Below are 18,006 nucleotides of genomic sequence, written 5' to 3' on the forward strand. Positions count from 1 at the left end.
CGCCTGCCGCAAGGCAGTGCAATCGGACCAGCGGGTTTTGGCGTGGAGAAGTATTAAAAAAGATGAACACGGAAAATCATTCACTGTATTTCTCAAATATCCCTGCGCGGATCCCTTTATGCTTAATGACAGAGTAATAAAAACCGTCTTGTTATATTTGTTTCCCCCTTGGCATAATTATTTTTCGAAACATATAAACAAGGTTGATAAAATGAAAAGAAGCATAATTATAATGAATCTCTTCACGGCAGGCGGAGGAGACCATGCGCTGGGGAAGAAAATAAAAGACATCGCGCGGAGCACCGGGGCTGAGGGGGAATTAATTACGGTGAATGCTAAAACAAGACATATTAATGTTCAGGGAAAGGAGTTATTCAATCCGGGTAAAGAATTGAATTATGATGACCCGATAGTTATTGTAACGCCCCACAGTCTCTTGTCTCCCGATGTATTATCGACAGTGCTGGCTGATTTTTTCTATCAGCTGGACATCATAACGTGCAATACCGTTATTCTGATTGATGAAATGGACGTGAGCCGTGACGTCGGTTCATCCGATCGGGACTATGAGGTCGCCCTGTTGAGCTGGTGTGTGGAAAATATCATTATCCATAGCCTGGGATTCTCTAAGAAATCGCTGGGTTATTTGCCCATGCCTGAGCGGGAAGTGATCAATATAAAAAAATCATCCAAACAAGACATCATTAAATTGCTGGACAGTTACAATTTATCTTTACCGAAAAGTTGTAGTTTATATTTTGCCTATTTAAGTTCGGATACCGTAGTAGCCTGTTCTCAAATTTTCATTATTAATACGCTGATCGAAGACAGAGAGTTGCAGAATAATTCAGTGTATGTCCTGGTGTGCAGGGAAAAAGAGAACATGGCGCGTTTGTTGAAAAGCCTTAAAGAGTGCTTTGCAGGGACACCTTATGAAGATTTATTTTCTGAATGTCATTACTCAATGATGAAAGACGAAAATAAAATCCAGCGTCACGGCTTTTCCCGCGGTACGGGGAAGAAAAAAATACATATCTTTATTACCCACACGATTCCCGGCACCACATTCAAAAACCTGACCAGTATCAGCAAGTCCGGCATGATGTCGGGCGATCAAAGCCTTTCCGACTATTTGTCACTGAAAAAGCGTTTACCTTATTACGACAAGCAAACCTGGAAAGATCCTCTTATTGACGGATTGAATGCCCGTGCTCATGAACTGGGGGGCGAAGAATTGCTCAACAAATTTCAGTCGATGGTCGCGGGAAGAGAAGGCTATACCCGCAGCATCGTCCTTAAACTTTTGGCACCCGAGGATGTCCCGACACCGGCACTGAAAAACAGCCTTCAGGCGTTTAACCTGGAAATGTATGCAAGAAAAGCAGACAGAAAAATCAGAGAGATATTACTGAAATACCTCTGACTTTTTTCAATACTGACAGGGAGACCGGCCGCAGGCTTTGCCCGGACCGGTTCCTGAAAACCCCTGTCGCTTATTTCTTCAGGACTTCCGGGTTAACGCAGAACTGTTTCACGTCACCCTTGAGTGCTGCGATCAGATTGTCCACGGCACAGGCTGCCATGTCGTAACGGGTTTCATGGGTCGCAGAACCGATATGCGGCAGGGCCACCACGTTCGGCAGGCTCAGCAGCGGAGAATCTTTCGGTAGTGGCTCGGTTTCAAACACATCCATGCCAGCGCCATAAATGGTGCCGTTTTTCAGCGCCTCAATCAGGGCCGGTTCATCAATCACCGGACCACGTCCGGCGCTGACCAGAATGGCGCTGGATTTCATTTTCGCCAGTTGCTCTTTGCCAATCAGATGGAACGTTTGTTCGGTCATTGGCAGCAAGATACAGACGAAATCAGACTCTTTCAGCAGTTCATCCAGCTCGCATTTACGCGCGCCAAACTTCTCTTCCGCTTCTTTATGCTGGCTGCGTGCATTGTACAAAATCGGCATGTCGAAGCCGAAATGCGCGCGTTGTGCCAGCGCCAGACCGATACGTCCCATGCCGACGATGCCCATGGTTTTATGGTGAACATCAGTGCCGAACCAGTCCGCGCCAATGTTATCGTTCCATTCACCGGCTTTCACACGCCCGGCCACATTCACCACCCGACGCGCGGTGGACAGCACCAGCGCCATCACGGTATCGGCGACGGTATCGGTCAGCGCCGTCGGCGTGTGCATCATCGGGATTTCGCGGCGGGTCAGTTCTGCCACGTCAAAGTTATCGTAGCCGACGGAAATGGTCGAAACGGCGCGCAGACGTGGCGCATGGTCAAACAGTTCCTTATCCACTTTTCCGCCCGAACCCAGCAACCCTTCCGCATTTTGCAGTGCATCAAACACCTGAGCGCGGTTTTTATCCGTGATGCCATCAAATTCAGTGATGGTGAAATGCTCTTCGAGACGCTGATGCAGATCTGCGGGTAATTTTTTATATAAAACAATAGACGGCTTCATGACTTACTCCCTTGGGTTAAGGAAACTTCTTTCGGCTGAATGTTGGCCTTTCGCGGTCTCACCAGCAGGGTTAAGCCTGCGGAAACCAGTAACGACACGGCCATGAAAATGAAGGAGGCTGCCGGGCTGCCTGTGTTGCCGTTGAGATAACCGACAAACCAGGAACCAAAAAACGAGCCCAGCGCGCCCAGACTGTTGATTAATGCCATTGCGCCACCGGAGACATTTTTCGGCAGCATTTCAGGAATGATGGCAAAAAACGGCCCGTACGGGGCATACATTGCCGCAGCGGCAATGACCAGTAAACTGTACGAAAGCCAGAAATTGTTTGTGCCAGCGGCCCATGAACCAAAGAACGCCAGCGCGCCGACCAGCAATAAAGGCCAGACAAACAACTTACGGTTTTGCATTTTGTCCGATGCCCAGGACACCAGGATCATGGCGATAGTGGCGGCCAGATAAGGGGCGGAAGATAACCAGCCCGCTTCGACCATGCCCATTGATTTTCCGTCGCGCAAAATCGACGGCAGCCAGAGCACGAAGCCATACACGCCAATGCTCCAGAAGAAATATTGCAGGCAAAGCATCACCACATTGCGCGAGCGGAAGGCTTCCCGGTAACCGCCCACCGCCTGAATGTCTTTCTGCTCTTTTTCCAGCTGTGCGGCCAGCGCCTGTTTTTCCTGATCGCTCAGCCAGCCGACCTGTTCGGGCTTATCTTTGACGGTGAACCACCAGATAACGGCCCAGATCACCGCCGGAATACCTTCGAAGATAAACATCTCGCGCCAGCCAAAAGATTTGATCAGATAGCCGGAAAGCACCGACATCCACAACACCGTCACCGGATTGCCGAGGATCAGAAAGGTATTGGCGCGCGAGCGTTCGGATTTGGTGAACCAGTTACTGATGTACACCAGCATGGCGGGCATCACAGCGGCTTCCACCACGCCGAGCGCAAAGCGGATCGCCGCCAGCATCGGAATGTTCGTCACCACGCCGGTCAGCGAGGCGAATCCGCCCCACAATAACAAACACCAGAAAATCAGTTTCCTGACACTGCGGCGTTCGGCGTAAATCGTGCCGGGGATCTGGAAGAAGAAATACCCTAAGAAAAACAGCGCGCCCAGCAGGGACGACATGCCTTTGGTGATATGAAGATCATCGTTGATACCGGCCGCCGAAGCGAAACTGAAGTTTGAGCGGTCGACATACGCCAGACTGTAAGTGATGAACACGATCGGCATGATGTACCACCAGCGGCGGGTGGCGATCCTGGACTGGCTCATAACTGTTTCTCCTGATAGTGCATCAGCACGGTCCCGACGGCGCTTACTGACGTAACAGTTCGACGTAATGGCGCGTCACCGCGGTCAGATCATCACCCTCAAGCGGGAATTCGATACCGCGTGGAACATCCTGAGGCAGGCTTTTCAATAAAGGTTCCCAGCTGCCATCGCTGTTATCGAGTGCGACGGCATGCCATTTCCCGGCCCGTTGTTCCGCTGCTTTAACATGCACATACCCTACATGTCGCGCCAGGCGCTCAGCGGCCACTGCCGGATCCTGTCCGACCCACAGCCAGTTGGCCATGTCGAACGTCATGCTCAGTGGCAGATGCAGTGATTCTGCGGCAAACATAAACGCATTAATGCGCGACAGAATGCCGTATTCCGGCGTCTGGTCATTCTCAACCACCAGCTTTACCGGACTGGATGCCAGCAAGACTTTCAGCGGCGTCAGGTCTTCGCCCGGCTCAAATTCGCCAAGGGAAAACTTGATGGTGCGGGCATTCAGCCTGCGCGCCTCTTCGAAATAGTGTGGTGCATCAGGATTAAGCTTGCCACCCGGCGCAAACAGGGCAAAAGGCACGGAGTACACGGCAAATAAACCGTTCTGCTGAATTTTTTCGGCCAGCGCAGGCAGGGAATCCAGATCGGCGGGAGAGAACAATTCACGGCGGATTTCCACACCGTCGGCCTTCGCTTCTGCGATGATCGGCAGGACTTCCGCCTGTCCGCCAAGGGCGTTGACGACGCTGTTTCCGTAAGCGGCGGTGACAATGACGACTTCTCTTTTCATGAACGTTTATCCTGTGAGGGCGCTGCGTAAAATGCGGCGCGGGCGATCATTTCCGAAACCTCATTTTAGTGGAACAAATGACGGGCCGTGCCGTTGTTAACGTTTTGTTTCGTTTTATACACGCTAATTGGAACCGGTTCCATGTGACAGGACAAAAGCACAAAAATATGATCCCGCTCACGAAGAACGGGGAGATAACAGGAAGGAAAAGGCTCAGCGGGCAGCCGTGGAACCGCGCGCCATCAGCTCGCCGGAAAACTCCAGATCGGTGACCGGTTCGGTATTGCCCTGGATCCGCGTCACCAGTTGACGCAGTGCCGCCACGCCCATCTCGTAGGTCGGTTGCCTGAGCGTGGTGATCCCGACGCCCGCCAGATCCGCCCACACCAGTTCGTCGAAACCGGATAAACCGATATCCGGCCCCCAGCGCAGATTCAGCCGCTGCATGGCGCGCGCTACCTGTAACGTCAGCGCGCCGTTCACGCACATCACGGCTTTATGCTTATCCGCATGGCGCGCGACAAAACCCTGCAGCAGCGTATCCAGCCCTTCGGTATTGCTCAGCTCGATTTCGCCTTGTTCGGCAATATGTTGCGGGGACTGCTGCATACATTTCAGGAAGGCGTGTAAGCGGTCGAAACGGGTATTGATGGTGGCGGGTTCGCTGATGAACAGCAGGGCTTCAAAACCCTGTTGCAGAAGATGACCGGTCATCATCTGTGTGGCTTCGACGTTTTTCAGGCCGATGACGTCGCAGGCGAAATTCGCGACTTTGCGGTCAATCAGCACCATCGGTAAATTGGCCTGTTGCAGCGTGGAAATCGCCGCTTCGCGCATACCCACGGCGTTCACTACAATGCCATCCACGCGATAACTGCTGAGCAGTTGCAGGTAATGTTTTTCCTGATCCAGCTCGTTGTTGGTGTTACACACCAGCAGCGTCAGCCCTTCCTGACGGCAGGCAGCTTCAACGCCGCGCATCACATCGACAGAATAGGGATTGGTAATATCAGCGAGGATCAGCCCGATAAGACGCGTCTGGCCGCTTTTCAGGCTGCGCGCCATCTGGCTCGGCTGATAATCCAGCAGGGAGATGGCCCGTCCGATGCGCTCTTTCAGGGCATCGGACAGCAGGTGTTTTTCACCGTTGAGATAGCGTGACACGCTGGTTTTACCGGTTTTCGCGGCGCTGGCGACGTCACGTATCGTGGCGCGGACAGCCGCGCCCGGTTCCTGTTTTTTGCTCACAGCCTTTCTCCCCTCATGCTTGTCCCACGGAGACTAGCACAGAGTGCCGAAAGGCTGCATCCCGTAAGTCAGCGCAATCCTTCTGCCGTTTGTACCACCGGGACCACCTCCACCTTCGGCCTGCTGCTCAGGGTAAACGCCGAAATGATCGTCACGCCAAAGGCAATACCGCCGAGGATCAGATAGGTATCGCTGAAGCCGATACGGTCATACAAATTGCCCGCGAACGCCGAGAGGAAAATCGCGGCCAGTTGTTTGGCAAAGTTAAATCCGATCAGATAAATGGTCGCCGAGAACCGGACATCAAAAATCTGCGTGATGTATTTGAACACGCCGACCAGCAGGAATGGCACTTCCAGCGCGTGCAGCATTTTCAGCAGAATGACTTCAATCGCCGTGGTGGCAAAGGACGAACCGACGATGCGGATCGACATAATGGTGCCCGCCAGCAGCAGCGTATTTTTCGCGCCGATGCGGTTAATGATCCACGGCGAACAGAACATGATCAGCGCGTTACACAGCTCGCCCGCCGTGGTGACATAACCGAACATTTCCGTGCCCTGCTGCGGAGACGCGAAAAAGGTTTTGAAGAATGTCGCGAATTGCTGATCAAACACGTCATACACACAGGCCACGCCGATCACATACAAAATCAGCATCCACAGTTTGCGTTCTTTCAGTAACAAAGCCGCCGTTTTCAGCGAGAATTGCGGCTGATTGGCACCGAGTTTATCCAGAACCTGCGCATTTTTATTTTCCTGCGGACGGGCAATCAGCAGCAAAATCATCAAAATGATCGCCGCGCCGGACCCCATCCAGAACACGATGTCCGGGTTGATATTAAACAGCACGCCCGCCGTTGAGGCGCAAATCCCCCAGCCGAAGCAGCCGAACATCCGCGCCTTGCCGTATTCAAACGAACTGTTACGGCTGACCCTTTCGATATACGCCTCGGTGGCGCCGGAACCGCCCGCAAACACGAACCCGATATACGCGCCGCCAAGAATGGCACCGAGCACGATATTGAGTTTTAACAACGGGGCGAAAACGTAAATGAAGAACGGCGCAAACAGGAACAGCAGCACCGCGATGATCCACAGCAGGTGTTTCTTCAGACCGAGTTTGTCGGAAATGATGCCGAAAATCGGCTGAAACAGAATGGCAAACAGCGACATGCTGGAAAACACGATGCCGGTTTCCGTTTTACTCAGACCGATCACGTCAGAAAGCCAGATCGGTAAAAACGGATAACAGGTCGCCATAATGAAGAAATAGAGGAAGAAGTAGCTGCCAAATATCCAGAAGTTAGTATTTTTTTTATAGAAGCAACGATCGGAAGTTTGTGTAGGGTTCATAGTGATTTCCTTGCCGAAACCATGAAAACCGGCACTGTCGCACCGGCGTTTTTTTGTTGTTATCTGATTTCTTCGAAGCCCAGCAGCAGGGCACTTTCCGGATCCAGTACCGGCAGGGTCAGCCCGGCATTGGCCAGCCATTCGCCGCTCAGCACCGGAGATTCATGCAGCCATGCCGGTTGCACCCGCATGGTGTGACCGCTGCCGCCGCCGGCCAGCAATGGCGGTTCATCCAGCACCGTCACGCGATAACGCGCATCAGGTTTCAGCCCCGGCACCCGTAACACACCGGGTAGCGACCAGGTCGGCATCGCCAGCTGACTGACCAGAAATACTGCGCTGTCGGCGTCTGCACTGACCACGCCGTTAATTAGCACCGTCCCGTCATGGGTATCCACGCGGTAAACATCGCCGCTGTGCAATAAAGGGCGTAACTGCTGATGCAGGCGGGTGTATTTGGCGAAACCGGCGCGTTCCGCATCGCCTTCTTTCACCGGATCCAGTTCAATGCCCATGTGGCCGAACAGGGCGGTCAGGCCACGGAATTCGATGCTGTGCTGGCGCGAGGTGGCGTGGCACAACTTGTTGCCGATGTGCGATCCCATCACTTCCGGCGGGAAGAAATAGCTCATGCCGCGCTGAATTTTCTGCCGCTCCAGCGCGTCGTTATTGTCCGACGTCCAGAACCGGTGACTGCGTTTGAGCACCTCGAAATCAATACGGCCGCCGCCGGAGGCGCAGGATTCAAACTCGATCTGCGGGAAGCGTTCGCCCAGCACATCGAGCAAACGGTAAAACTGCTGCGTTTGCGCTGTCAGCGCCGCGCGGCCTTGGTGTCCCGGCTGAACGATTTCGCGGTTCATGTCCCATTTCACATAATCCACATCGTGCTCGCCGAGCAGCCAGCTCATGCGTTCCACCAGATAATCAAACACCTGCGGATTGTTCAGATCGAGCACAAACTGATGACGCCCGCTCGGTTGCTGATAGCCCGGCAATGCCAGCAGCCAGTCCGGGTGCGCGCGGTATAAATCAGAATCCGGGTTAATCATTTCCGGTTCGACCCAGATACCGAATTCCATGCCGAGTTTTTTGACGTGGTCGATCACCGGTTTCAGGCCATTCGGGTATTTCTTCTCGTCGAGATACCAGTCACCGAGTGCGGCGCGGTCATGGTCGCGACCCCGGAACCAGCCGTCGTCGATAATGAAGCGTTCCACGCCTAACGCGGCAGATTCAGTCGCCATCTGCATGATGTAGCCGGGATCGTGATCGAAATAAATCCCTTCCCAGGTATTGAGATGCACTGGTCGTGGTTTTTCTGTCGGGAAACGCAAAATCTGTTCACGCACAAAGCGGTGGAATTGCTGACTCATGCGGTTCAGGCCGCTGGCGGAATAACTGGCGTACAGCCACGGTGTTTCCAGCGTTTCGCCTTGCTCAAGACGTTGTTCGCCGGGGAAATACAGGGCTTCGGCCTGCACCAGACGGCGGCCATCCACTTTGATGTCGGCGCGCAGGCGGTGGTTGCCGCTCCAGCCCAGATGCAGGCCCCAGACTTCACCCTGTTCCTCACTGAAACCCGGATGACCGATCATCATCGCAGGGAAATATTCGGAAGAGGTTTTGCCACGGCGGTTTTCCTGAATGATGCCGCCGTGATCAAGCTGCGTGCGGTGCGGCTGGAATTCTTTGATCCAGCGGCCATGAAACGCCATCACTTCACCGGCACGCTCCGGCAGCGGCAGCGTGACGGCCAGCCGCGTTACCTGATAGGACCCGGGTTTGAGGTTGGTCAGGCTGTTGCGCGCCTGCAACACGCCGCTGTCGTCGAGGCGCAATTCACTGCGAAATTGCAGCCCGGCAATCGCGTCTTCGGTGGTGATGATGAGCTGATTTCCCTCGTGCTTCACCTGCGTGGTATTGAACACCGGCGACCAGTCCAACCCGTCGCGATGGCCTTCCATGCCCGGCGTGCCAAAAGAGCCGCGCCCGGTATCGGCACTGACATTCACCGGCGCTTCGACATCAATGCGGCCGTTCGGTACCGCGCGGCTCAGGGAAATCAGGTCATCTGCTGAAAACTGGCTGAGGCGCTTTCCCCAGTAAAGGATTTCGGCGAACGGCGTGCAGCGGACGATCAGGCTGGTGTGCGCGGCGGTTAAATGGACGATCTGGTTTTCCATAGTTTCACGACTCCGTCAGAAGAAACGCGCCTGCAAAAAAACGCGATTTGATGGTGTAACTATTGATCCGAAACGTTTCGGATGGGAAATGTGAATCGTCAGATTTGTGATATAGGGTGGAAAAATAACCGGAAGGGGAAATATCAGCGTGGTGGATGTACGGTGACGCCTGCCTGTAATTCCGGCTGCCAGAGCACCTGTAAATCCGTCAGCGGTTCATTGCGGATCAGCGCGAGAGTCATGGTGGCAATTTGCAGCCCGACCGCTTCGCGGGTGCCCTGCCGGACGGCGGTCACGGCGACATCGGGCACGCTGTCGGACGGCAATCCGTCAAAAATAATCAGCGACACGCCGCCGCTGAGCAACAGACCGGCTTCGTGCAACGCCAGCGCAGCGCCTTCGCCGTGCATATTGCAGTCGCAGACTATCGCCGTAGGCGGCACCGGTAAAGCCAGCAACGCCTGCGTGGTCTGATATCCGGCGCGACGGCTGGGGCTGATTTTGTGAATGTAATCCGGAACTTGCGTCAGACCGTTTGCCTGCAATCCGTCGAGATAACCCTCATAACGCTGTCCGATAAAAGACTGCTGATTGTTCTCGCCGAGAAACGCGATGCGCTGATGGCCGAGTGCGGCAAGATGATCGACTGCCATCTGCATACCGGCACGGTTATCGAAATCAAACCAGGCGTAATCCTGCGTCAGACAGCCGCTGCGACCGAGCGCCAGAAACGGGAAATGACGCTGCTGCAAATCCAGCAGGCGCGGATCGTTATCCAGCGTATGCGCCACCAGCATGGCATCGACGCGTTTGCTTTCGATAAGACGCCGCCAGGAAAAGGTGCCTAATTCATCCGGTACCAGCAGTAAATCGATTTCATATTTGGCCAGTTCGCGGGTGATGCAGCCGACCATTTCGATAAACGCAGAGTTGCTTAACGGATGGGAAGTGAAGGGGAAAATGAGACCAACGGCGTCGATCTTACCCATTTTTAACCGGCGGGCGAGGGTATTCGGGCGATAACCGCGAAGCCGGGCGGCGGCCTGAACCCGTGCGCGGGTGTCTGCTGAAACGTCATCGTAACCGTTCAGCGCACGGCTGACGGTGGTCACGGAAATACCGAGATCTTTCGCGATAGCTTTCAGAGACATACTGACACCCGTAACGCAGTTGAGAAGACACGTTGCGGGAGAATATCACAAGCCAAACAAAACGGGGCCATGTGGCCCCGCTGTTATCAGGGGTATTACAGCGTTTCAGATTTTTACTGCAACGGACTCAGCGTGATTTCCACGCGGCGGTTCTGCGCTTTACCGGCTTCCGTGCTGTTGCTGGCGATCGGATTGTCCGGGCCTGCACCGGTGGTATGAACACGGCTGCCTTCAACACCCTGAGTGATCAGTGCGCTGCCCACGCCGTCCGCACGTTGCTGTGACAGTTTCATGTTCAGCGCGCGGGTGCCGGTGCTGTCGGTGTAACCGACCACGTTAACGGCGGTTTTCGGATACTCTTTCAGCACCATCGCCACGCCGGTCAGCGTGTTCGCGCCTGCCGGTTTAAGCGTGCTGCTGTTGGTGTCGAAGGTCACGTTGTTTGGCATGTTCAGCACGATGTTATCGCCCTGACGGGTCACGCTGACGCCGGTGCCTTTCATTTTGTCGCGCAGTTTAGATTCCTGCACATCCATGTAATAGCCCGCACCGCCACCCAGTGCAGCGCCTGCCGCCGCGCCGATCAGCGCGCCTTTGCCGCGATCGTGTTTAGAAGAAGACAGCATACCGACGCCTGCGCCGAGCGCGGCACCAATACCTGCGCCAATGCCGGATTTCCCTGCTTCTGATTCGCCGGTGTAAGGGTTAGTGGTACAGGCAGACAGGCCCATCGTGACGCAAAGTACGCCCGCAACCACAAGTAATCTTTTGCTCATCTTATTTCCTTCAGGATGTTTATTATTCAGAACTTCACCGCTGCATTATGACTGTGCGCTTTCCGACAAGTTGCACAGAAAAAGGTGTCAAAACATAAACAAATGCAACGGGAGGACATCAGTCCTGCGGCGTTCCGGCGCTCTTTATGCGCAATTTCGGGGCGTTAAGCAGTAGGAGAATTCCGGATATCCGTTTTTGTCTTTTTACGGATTTTCAGAACTTATTCAGAAAGGGGACGATACCAGCGCAGAATATACGTGGGCATGTCAGTGCCGGGATGGCGGGTGCTGGCAGTGACTTCAAACTTTTCCTTGCGATAGAACGCCACCGCCCGGTCGTTTTGCTGATACACCTCCAGCAACAGCACCGGATATTCCTCTTTGGCCGTCGCCATCAGGCGCTGCGCGGTGCCATCACCGTAATGAGAGGCTTCCACAAACAGCGCGCCGATAAACTGCTGATTCAGCACGCTGATAAAGCCGCAAACCTGATCATTTTCGTCGCAATCAACCCAGGTTCTGGCTTTGGGCAGAAATTCTTCCCTGACCATTTGCAGGCTTTCAATCCAGTAGGATTCAGCAATAAAAGCATGGGAAAGCAATGAACTGCGCAGCCAGAGCATAAGAATGGCGTCGGTATCGCCGGGCCGCGCAGCGCGGATCATGACGGCTGATTCGCCGGATGGCAGAAGCAATAAGACTGATGATCGTTCACCAGCCCTGCGGCCTGCATAAAGGCATAACAAATCGTCGAGCCGATAAATTTAAACCCTTTCTTCTTCAGCGCTTTCGACATGGCATCGGACACCGAAGTGGTCGCCGGAACGCCTTCCGGGCCGAGCGGAGTATTGATGACCGGCTGATGCCCGACAAAGCTCCAGATGAATTCTGCAAAGTCTTCGCCGCTGGCCTGCATCGCCAGATACGCCTGCGCGTTGCCGATAATGGCTTTGATTTTGCCACGGTGACGGATGATGCCCGCATCGAGCACCAGACGCTCGACATCGTCATCGGTCATCTTCGCGATGCGCACCGGGTCAAAGTGGTGGAAATTCTGGCGATAGCTGTCGCGTTTTCTCAACACGGTGATCCACGACAGACCGGCCTGCTGGCCTTCCAGGCACAACATTTCAAACAGCGTGCGGCCATCTTTGATGGGGACGCCCCATTCCTTATCGTGGTACTCGAGATAAATCGGTTCTTTCGAAACCCAGCTGCATCGGGTGGTCGCCATGGGGTTGTCCTTGTAAACGGCTTAACTGTGCGGGCCTCAGTGTGTGGGTTCTCGGATAACTCTGCAACGTCGCAATTTACACACCCCCGCCTTGACGCTGGTCGGATCTGAACAATATTTAAAGCCAATCATTACGCATTCCTTACGTTTAATCATAGCGTTGAAACGTCCATATTTTAGGGAAATCACATTTATGGCAGGCAGAAAGAGTTCCGTTTTGCGCCTCACGAAAGGCGCTTTTGCTGTGGCGTTGTGTCTGGGGTTACAGGCTCCCGCACAGGCTTTTGATCAGCTTTATGTTTTCGGCGACAGCCTGAGTGACACCGGCAATATTGGCCGCTGGACGTTCGACAGCAGTTCGCATCAGCTCTATGACGAAATCCTGGCGGGCAACATCGGCACAACCTTAACCCCTTCCTCAAAAGGCGGCCTGAACTATGCCGAAGGCGGCGGCGTCGCGGTACCGGGGCTGGATTCCGACTACACCACGCAGGCGCAGGTACAAGCTTATCTGGCTTCGACCGGCGGCAAAGCCGATCCAAACGGGCTGTATATTCACTGGATTGGCGGCAATGATCTGGCGGCGGCGGCGCTGAGCCTTAACCCGATCACCGCGGTGGAAATCGCCACCAACAGCGCGACGCAGGCCGCCTCGCAGGTGAATGATTTACTGAAAGCCGGGGCAGGCACGGTCGTCGTGCCGACAGTGCCGAATATCGGCCTGACGCCGGTGCTGATGGAAGGCGTGATCCAGGTCGGATTGTTGCCGGTGCAGCAACAGGCGCTGGAAGCGGCCTACCAGTATCTGAATGCGCAAAATACGCCGGACGCCGATGCGCGCACCGAAGCCATCCATAATGCGCTGGCGGCCGCGGCCACCGAAGGTTCAAACATCCCGCTGATTCAGGAGACCCTCGCCAAAGGGCTGGCGGCGGCATATGACGCCCTGAAAGGCGTTGCGGGCGGCCTGACGGACACTTACAACACCACCGAAGATATCGCGCTGGCCAGAACCGGCGGCAATATTGCGCGTGTGGACATCAACGGATTGTTCAACGAAGTGGTGGCCGATCCGGCGCTGTACGGTTTCGCCAATACCGCCGGTATCGCCTGTCCGGTCGGCACATCCGCCTCGGAATGTACCTCGGATCTGCCGGGCTTCGACGCCAGCAAAGCCTTCCTGTTTTCCGACCATTTCCACCCGACACCTCAGGCGCACGCGCTGATTGCCCAATATATGCAGTCAGTACTTGATGGCCCGCTGGAAGTTTCCGCGCTGAGTCAGGGCTCGCTGGCGCTGGCGCGGAATACACAAGGGTTGCTCGACAGCCGTTACCAGCAATTGCGCACGCAGGACAACGACGCCGGAACCTTCGGCATGTTCGGGGGATATGCCGGACAAAGTTCGGACAGCAAATTCAATCCGTCACTCGGTCTGGGCGATGGCGATCTGACGTCTAACTCACTGAATATCGGTATGGATTACCAGTTTGCCGATCGCTGGATGATGGGGCTGATGCTTTCCGGATCTGATGATAAGGATGATCCGAGCGACCATTACAGCTACCGCACGCGCGGCAAAATGGCGACGGTGTTCACCGGCATCAAAATCGCCGAAAATGGCTGGATCAACGGCGATATGCACTACGGTTCGCTTAATTATGATGATATCAAACGCAGCATCACCCTCGGCCCCGCTACCCGCACCGAGCGCGGTGAAACGGACGGTAAACAGATGGGCTGGCGCGTGACCGCAGGCTGGGATTTCCCGGTTTTACCGGTGCTGAAAACCGGGCCGGTGGCGCAGTACAGCTGGGATTACAGCAGCGTGGAAGCCTACAGTGAAAAAGGCAACAACAGCACCTCGATGCGTTTTGGTGATCAGACTTCCCATTCACAAATCGGCGCGCTGGGCTGGCGTCTGAATGCCGAACTGGGCATCGTGAATCCGTATGCGCAGGTGACCTATGACCGTCAGTTTGGCGATAACACTTACAGCACCACCGGCGCGATCAAATCCACCCGCACCCGCTTCAGCCGTACCACCGGCGAGCAGGACGACGACTGGGTCGATATGACCGCTGGCCTCAACGTGCAGATCACCCACAGCATTTCGGCTTTTGCTGCGATCTCGCAAACCACCGGGCTGGATTCCGGTGAACAAACCTCTTATAACGCCGGGCTGAGCGCACGGTTTTAAAGGCTAAAGGGGCGTTCAGCCCCTTTGTCATCAGATTTTGTCTCCATTCTATTATCCCGTTCTGTATTTTTTGGAATGCAAACTGACTTCAATGACTCCAATCTTAGTCATTCTGGCTGATTATCTTCCGTTCAGCGGGTATACTGTCGCACTCTCTTTAAACCCACTTTCTCGCGTGCGAATCCAACATGCAAAAGTTTGATACCAAGACATTTCAGGGCCTGATCCTGACACTGCAAGATTATTGGGCGCAGCAGGGCTGCACCATTGTTCAACCGCTGGATATGGAAGTCGGCGCAGGCACCTCGCACCCGATGACCAGCCTGCGCGCACTCGGCCCTGAGCCTTTTGCGGCAGCCTATGTTCAGCCATCACGTCGTCCGACTGACGGCCGCTACGGCGAGAACCCGAACCGCCTGCAGCACTATTATCAGTTCCAGGTGATGATCAAACCGTCACCGGAAAACATTCAGGAGCTGTACCTCGGCTCGCTGAAAGAGCTGGGTCTCGACCCGCTGATCCACGACATTCGCTTCGTTGAAGATAACTGGGAAAACCCGACGCTCGGCGCCTGGGGTCTCGGCTGGGAAGTGTGGCTGAACGGCATGGAAGTGACGCAGTTCACTTACTTCCAGCAGGTTGGCGGTCTGGAATGTAAACCCGTGACCGGTGAAATCACCTACGGTCTGGAACGTCTGGCGATGTACATTCAGGGCGTGGACAGCGTTTACGATCTGGTGTGGAGCAACGGTCCGCTGGGCAAAACCACCTACGGCGACGTGTTCCATCAGAACGAAGTGGAGCAATCCACCTATAACTTCGAATACGCCGATGTCGATTTCCTGTTCACTTGTTTTGAACAGCACGAGAAAGAAGCGCAAACCCTGCTGGCACTCGAAAATCCACTGGCCTTGCCTGCTTACGAGCGCATCCTGAAAGCGGCCCATTGCTTCAACCTGCTCGACGCGCGTAAAGCGATTTCTGTGACTGAACGTCAGCGCTACATTCTGCGCATCCGTACCCTGACTAAAGCGGTAGCTGAGGCGTATTACGCTTCCCGCGAAGTGCTGGGCTTCCCGATGTGCAAAAAGAACGAGAAGTGAGATAAGTCAATGACTGAAAAAACATTTCTGGTGGAAATCGGCACGGAAGAACTGCCACCGAAGGCTCTGCGCAGCCTTGCTGAATCTTTTGCAGCTAACCTGACTGCGGAGCTGGATGCGGCGAATCTGCCACACGGCGACGTCAAATGGTTTGCCGCACCGCGCCGTCTGGCGCTGAAAGTCTCCGGTCTGCATGAATCCCAGGCTGACCGCGAAGTTGAAAAACGCGGCCCGGCTGTGGCGCAGGCATTTGATGCCGAAGGCAAACCAAGCAAAGCCGCTGAAGGCTGGGCTCGCGGTTGCGGTATCACCGTTGATCAGGCCGACCGTCTGGTCACCGACAAAGGCGAATGGCTGGTTTACCGTGCGCACGTCAAAGGCGAAAGCGCGCAACAACTGCTGCCGGCGATGATCGCCACCTCACTGTCTAAGCTGCCAATCCCTAAACTGATGCGCTGGGGCGATTCCGACGTGCAGTTCGTGCGTCCGGTTCACACTGTGACCCTGCTGTTAGGCGATGAGCTGATCCCGGCGAAAATTCTCGGTATCGAGTCTGCGCGCACTGTTCGCGGTCACCGTTTCATGGGCGAGCCTGAATTCACGATTGATAATGCCGATCAGTATCCACAGATTCTGCTGGAACGCGGCAAAGTCATTGCGGATTACGAACAGCGTAAAGCGATTATCAAACAGGATGCCGAGAAAGCCGCGAAAGAGATTGGCGGTATCGCCGATCTGAGCGAAAGCCTGCTGGAAGAAGTCGCGTCTCTGGTCGAATGGCCGGTGGTGCTGACCGCGAAATTCGAAGAGAAATTCCTGGCGGTTCCGGCGGAAGCGCTGGTTTACACCATGAAAGGCGACCAGAAGTATTTCCCGGTGTACGACGCTGCGGGCAAACTTCTGCCGAACTTCATCTTCGTAGCCAACATCGAATCGAAAGATCCGCAGCAAATCATTTCCGGTAACGAGAAAGTGGTGCGTCCGCGTCTGGCCGATGCCGAGTTCTTCTTCAATACCGACCGTAAAAAACGTCTCGAAGATAACCTGCCGCGTCTGGAAACCGTATTGTTCCAGAAGCAGCTGGGTACACTGCGTGACAAAACCGACCGTATTCAGGCGCTGTCTGGCTGGATCGCTGAGAAAATCGGTGCCAACGTCGAGAACGCCAAACGCGCCGGTCTGCTGTCAAAATGCGACCTGATGACCAACATGGTCTTCGAGTTCACCGACACGCAGGGCGTGATGGGCATGCACTATGCGCGTCACGACGGCGAGCAGGAAGACGTCGCAGTGGCACTGAACGAACAGTATCAGCCACGCTTTGCGGGTGACGAGTTACCGGCTTCGCTGGTGGCGTGTGCGCTGGCAATCGCGGACAAGATGGACACACTGGCCGGTATCTTCGGCATCGGTCAGCATCCGAAAGGCGACAAAGACCCGTTTGCCCTGCGTCGTGCCGCGCTGGGTGTTCTGCGCATTATCGTTGAGAAAAACCTGCCGCTTGATCTGCAAACCCTGACCGAAGAAGCGGTGCGCCTATACGGTGACAAGCTGACCAACGCCAAGGTTGTTGATGAAGTGGTTGATTTCATGCTCGGTCGTTTCCGCGCGTGGTATCAGGAAGAAGGTCACGCGGTCGATACCATTCAGGCTGTGCTGGCACGTCGTCCGACCAAACCGGCAGATTTCGATGCCCGTGTGAAAGCGGTGAGCTACTTCCGTACGCTGGACGAAGCGGCAACGCTGGCTGCGGCCAACAAGCGCGTGTCCAACATCCTGGCGAAATCCACGGACGTTCTGCTGGATCACGTTCACGCTTCCGTACTGAAAGAGCCTGCTGAGCTGAAACTGGCGACGCATCTGGTGGTTCTGCGCGACAAACTGGAACCGCTGTTTGCTGCCGGTCAGTACAAAGAAGCGCTGGTGGAACTGGCTGCGCTGCGCGAAACCGTCGATACCTTCTTCGACACCGTCATGGTAATGGATGAGAACGAAGCGATTCGTATCAACCGCCTGACGCTGCTGTCTAAACTGCGGGAGCTGTTCCTGCAGGTGGCGGATATTTCGCTGCTTCAGTAAATTTAGCTTTTGCGCCCTCCCCTGCGAAGGGGAGGGTTGGGGTGGGGTATTACAGCAACATCAAAAGTTGAGGTATGCGTTGACCCTTGTTTTGTCATTAAAACCCCCTCCCGGCCTCCCC

At 54.8% G+C, this 18,006-nt stretch carries 14 protein-coding genes; 4 read left to right on the plus strand and 10 right to left on the minus strand.

The window, feature by feature from the left end:
* The first annotated feature begins 232 nt into the window (after window positions 1-232).
* Window positions 233-1,423: a hypothetical protein gene (locus tag J9880_RS07835; protein ID WP_232770279.1), complete on the plus strand. Its 1,191-nt coding sequence runs from the start codon at window positions 233-235 to the stop codon at window positions 1,421-1,423.
* 70 nt (window positions 1,424-1,493) lie between these two features.
* Here the strand turns inward: J9880_RS07835 and ghrB are convergent, their stop codons facing one another.
* The 10 genes from ghrB to J9880_RS07885 all read right to left on the minus strand — a co-directional run bounded on the left by ghrB (window position 1,494) and on the right by J9880_RS07885 (window position 12,503).
* On the minus strand, window positions 1,494-2,471 hold the full coding sequence (gene ghrB / locus J9880_RS07840) for a glyoxylate/hydroxypyruvate reductase GhrB (protein WP_131693750.1): 978 nt from the start codon (window positions 2,469-2,471) through the stop codon (window positions 1,494-1,496).
* Complete coding sequence (locus tag J9880_RS07845; protein ID WP_095924019.1) at window positions 2,468-3,760, minus strand: MFS transporter; 1,293 nt, start codon at window positions 3,758-3,760, stop codon at window positions 2,468-2,470. Before J9880_RS07845 ends, ghrB begins: the two co-directional genes overlap by 4 nt.
* 43 nt (window positions 3,761-3,803) lie before the next feature.
* On the minus strand, window positions 3,804-4,553 hold the full coding sequence (locus J9880_RS07850) for a sugar phosphate isomerase/epimerase family protein (RefSeq protein WP_095924018.1): 750 nt from the start codon (window positions 4,551-4,553) through the stop codon (window positions 3,804-3,806).
* A gap of 213 nt (window positions 4,554-4,766) precedes the next feature.
* Complete coding sequence (locus J9880_RS07855) at window positions 4,767-5,801, minus strand: LacI family DNA-binding transcriptional regulator (RefSeq protein ID WP_232770280.1); 1,035 nt, start codon at window positions 5,799-5,801, stop codon at window positions 4,767-4,769.
* A gap of 68 nt (window positions 5,802-5,869) precedes the next feature.
* Window positions 5,870-7,156 carry an MFS transporter gene (locus tag J9880_RS07860; RefSeq protein ID WP_131693752.1) on the minus strand — a complete coding sequence of 429 codons (1,287 nt, stop codon included), beginning with the start codon at window positions 7,154-7,156 and terminating at the stop codon, window positions 5,870-5,872.
* Window positions 7,157-7,215: 59 nt separating this feature from the next.
* Window positions 7,216-9,342 carry an alpha-galactosidase gene (locus J9880_RS07865; protein ID WP_095924015.1) on the minus strand — a complete coding sequence of 709 codons (2,127 nt, stop codon included), beginning with the start codon at window positions 9,340-9,342 and terminating at the stop codon, window positions 7,216-7,218.
* 143 nt (window positions 9,343-9,485) lie between these two features.
* A complete protein-coding gene (locus J9880_RS07870; RefSeq protein WP_232770281.1) occupies window positions 9,486-10,493 on the minus strand; it encodes a LacI family DNA-binding transcriptional regulator in 1,008 nt (335 codons plus the stop codon).
* A 113-nt stretch (window positions 10,494-10,606) separates the two neighbouring features.
* A complete protein-coding gene (locus tag J9880_RS07875) occupies window positions 10,607-11,269 on the minus strand; it encodes an OmpA family lipoprotein (RefSeq protein ID WP_133823019.1) in 663 nt (220 codons plus the stop codon).
* 221 nt (window positions 11,270-11,490) lie between these two features.
* A complete protein-coding gene (locus tag J9880_RS07880) occupies window positions 11,491-11,934 on the minus strand; it encodes an N-acetyltransferase (RefSeq protein WP_232770282.1) in 444 nt (147 codons plus the stop codon).
* Window positions 11,931-12,503 (minus strand): DNA-3-methyladenine glycosylase I, encoded by a 573-nt coding sequence (locus J9880_RS07885; RefSeq protein ID WP_133823020.1) that lies wholly within the window; start codon window positions 12,501-12,503, stop codon window positions 11,931-11,933. The genes J9880_RS07880 and J9880_RS07885 overlap by 4 nt, the downstream gene beginning before the upstream one ends.
* A gap of 193 nt (window positions 12,504-12,696) precedes the next feature.
* Here J9880_RS07885 and J9880_RS07890 point away from each other — a divergent pair, with 193 nt between their 5' ends.
* From J9880_RS07890 to glyS, 3 genes are all read left to right on the plus strand, one after another.
* The gene (locus tag J9880_RS07890) at window positions 12,697-14,703 is read left to right on the plus strand and encodes an autotransporter outer membrane beta-barrel domain-containing protein (protein ID WP_232770283.1); all 2,007 of its coding nucleotides are present in this window, start codon (window positions 12,697-12,699) and stop codon (window positions 14,701-14,703) included.
* A gap of 188 nt (window positions 14,704-14,891) precedes the next feature.
* Complete coding sequence (gene glyQ / locus J9880_RS07895) at window positions 14,892-15,806, plus strand: glycine--tRNA ligase subunit alpha (protein WP_095924009.1); 915 nt, start codon at window positions 14,892-14,894, stop codon at window positions 15,804-15,806.
* Between the two features lie 9 nt (window positions 15,807-15,815).
* Window positions 15,816-17,885 carry a glycine--tRNA ligase subunit beta gene (glyS, locus tag J9880_RS07900; RefSeq protein WP_095924008.1) on the plus strand — a complete coding sequence of 690 codons (2,070 nt, stop codon included), beginning with the start codon at window positions 15,816-15,818 and terminating at the stop codon, window positions 17,883-17,885.
* Window positions 17,886-18,006: the final 121 nt, after the last annotated feature.

The sequence above is a fragment of the Rahnella victoriana genome (assembly GCF_021276285.1).
Classification (GTDB): Bacteria; Pseudomonadota; Gammaproteobacteria; order Enterobacterales; family Enterobacteriaceae; genus Rahnella; species Rahnella victoriana.

Bases quoted from the DNA above. Each gene is read 5' to 3' on its own strand.
- J9880_RS07835 (WP_232770279.1), top strand. From the start codon at position 233: ATGAATCTCTTCACGGCAGGCGGAGGAGACCATGCGCTGGGGAAGAAA.
- ghrB (WP_131693750.1), bottom strand. From the start codon at position 2,471: ATGAAGCCGTCTATTGTTTTATATAAAAAATTACCCGCAGATCTGCAT.
- J9880_RS07845 (WP_095924019.1), bottom strand. From the start codon at position 3,760: ATGAGCCAGTCCAGGATCGCCACCCGCCGCTGGTGGTACATCATGCCG.
- J9880_RS07850 (WP_095924018.1), bottom strand. From the start codon at position 4,553: ATGAAAAGAGAAGTCGTCATTGTCACCGCCGCTTACGGAAACAGCGTC.
- J9880_RS07860 (WP_131693752.1), bottom strand. From the start codon at position 7,156: ATGAACCCTACACAAACTTCCGATCGTTGCTTCTATAAAAAAAATACT.
- J9880_RS07865 (WP_095924015.1), bottom strand. From the start codon at position 9,342: ATGGAAAACCAGATCGTCCATTTAACCGCCGCGCACACCAGCCTGATC.
- J9880_RS07870 (WP_232770281.1), bottom strand. From the start codon at position 10,493: ATGTCTCTGAAAGCTATCGCGAAAGATCTCGGTATTTCCGTGACCACC.
- J9880_RS07875 (WP_133823019.1), bottom strand. From the start codon at position 11,269: ATGAGCAAAAGATTACTTGTGGTTGCGGGCGTACTTTGCGTCACGATG.
- J9880_RS07880 (WP_232770282.1), bottom strand. From the start codon at position 11,934: ATGATCCGCGCTGCGCGGCCCGGCGATACCGACGCCATTCTTATGCTC.
- J9880_RS07885 (WP_133823020.1), bottom strand. From the start codon at position 12,503: ATGGCGACCACCCGATGCAGCTGGGTTTCGAAAGAACCGATTTATCTC.
- J9880_RS07890 (WP_232770283.1), top strand. From the start codon at position 12,697: ATGGCAGGCAGAAAGAGTTCCGTTTTGCGCCTCACGAAAGGCGCTTTT.
- glyQ (WP_095924009.1), top strand. From the start codon at position 14,892: ATGCAAAAGTTTGATACCAAGACATTTCAGGGCCTGATCCTGACACTG.
- glyS (WP_095924008.1), top strand. From the start codon at position 15,816: ATGACTGAAAAAACATTTCTGGTGGAAATCGGCACGGAAGAACTGCCA.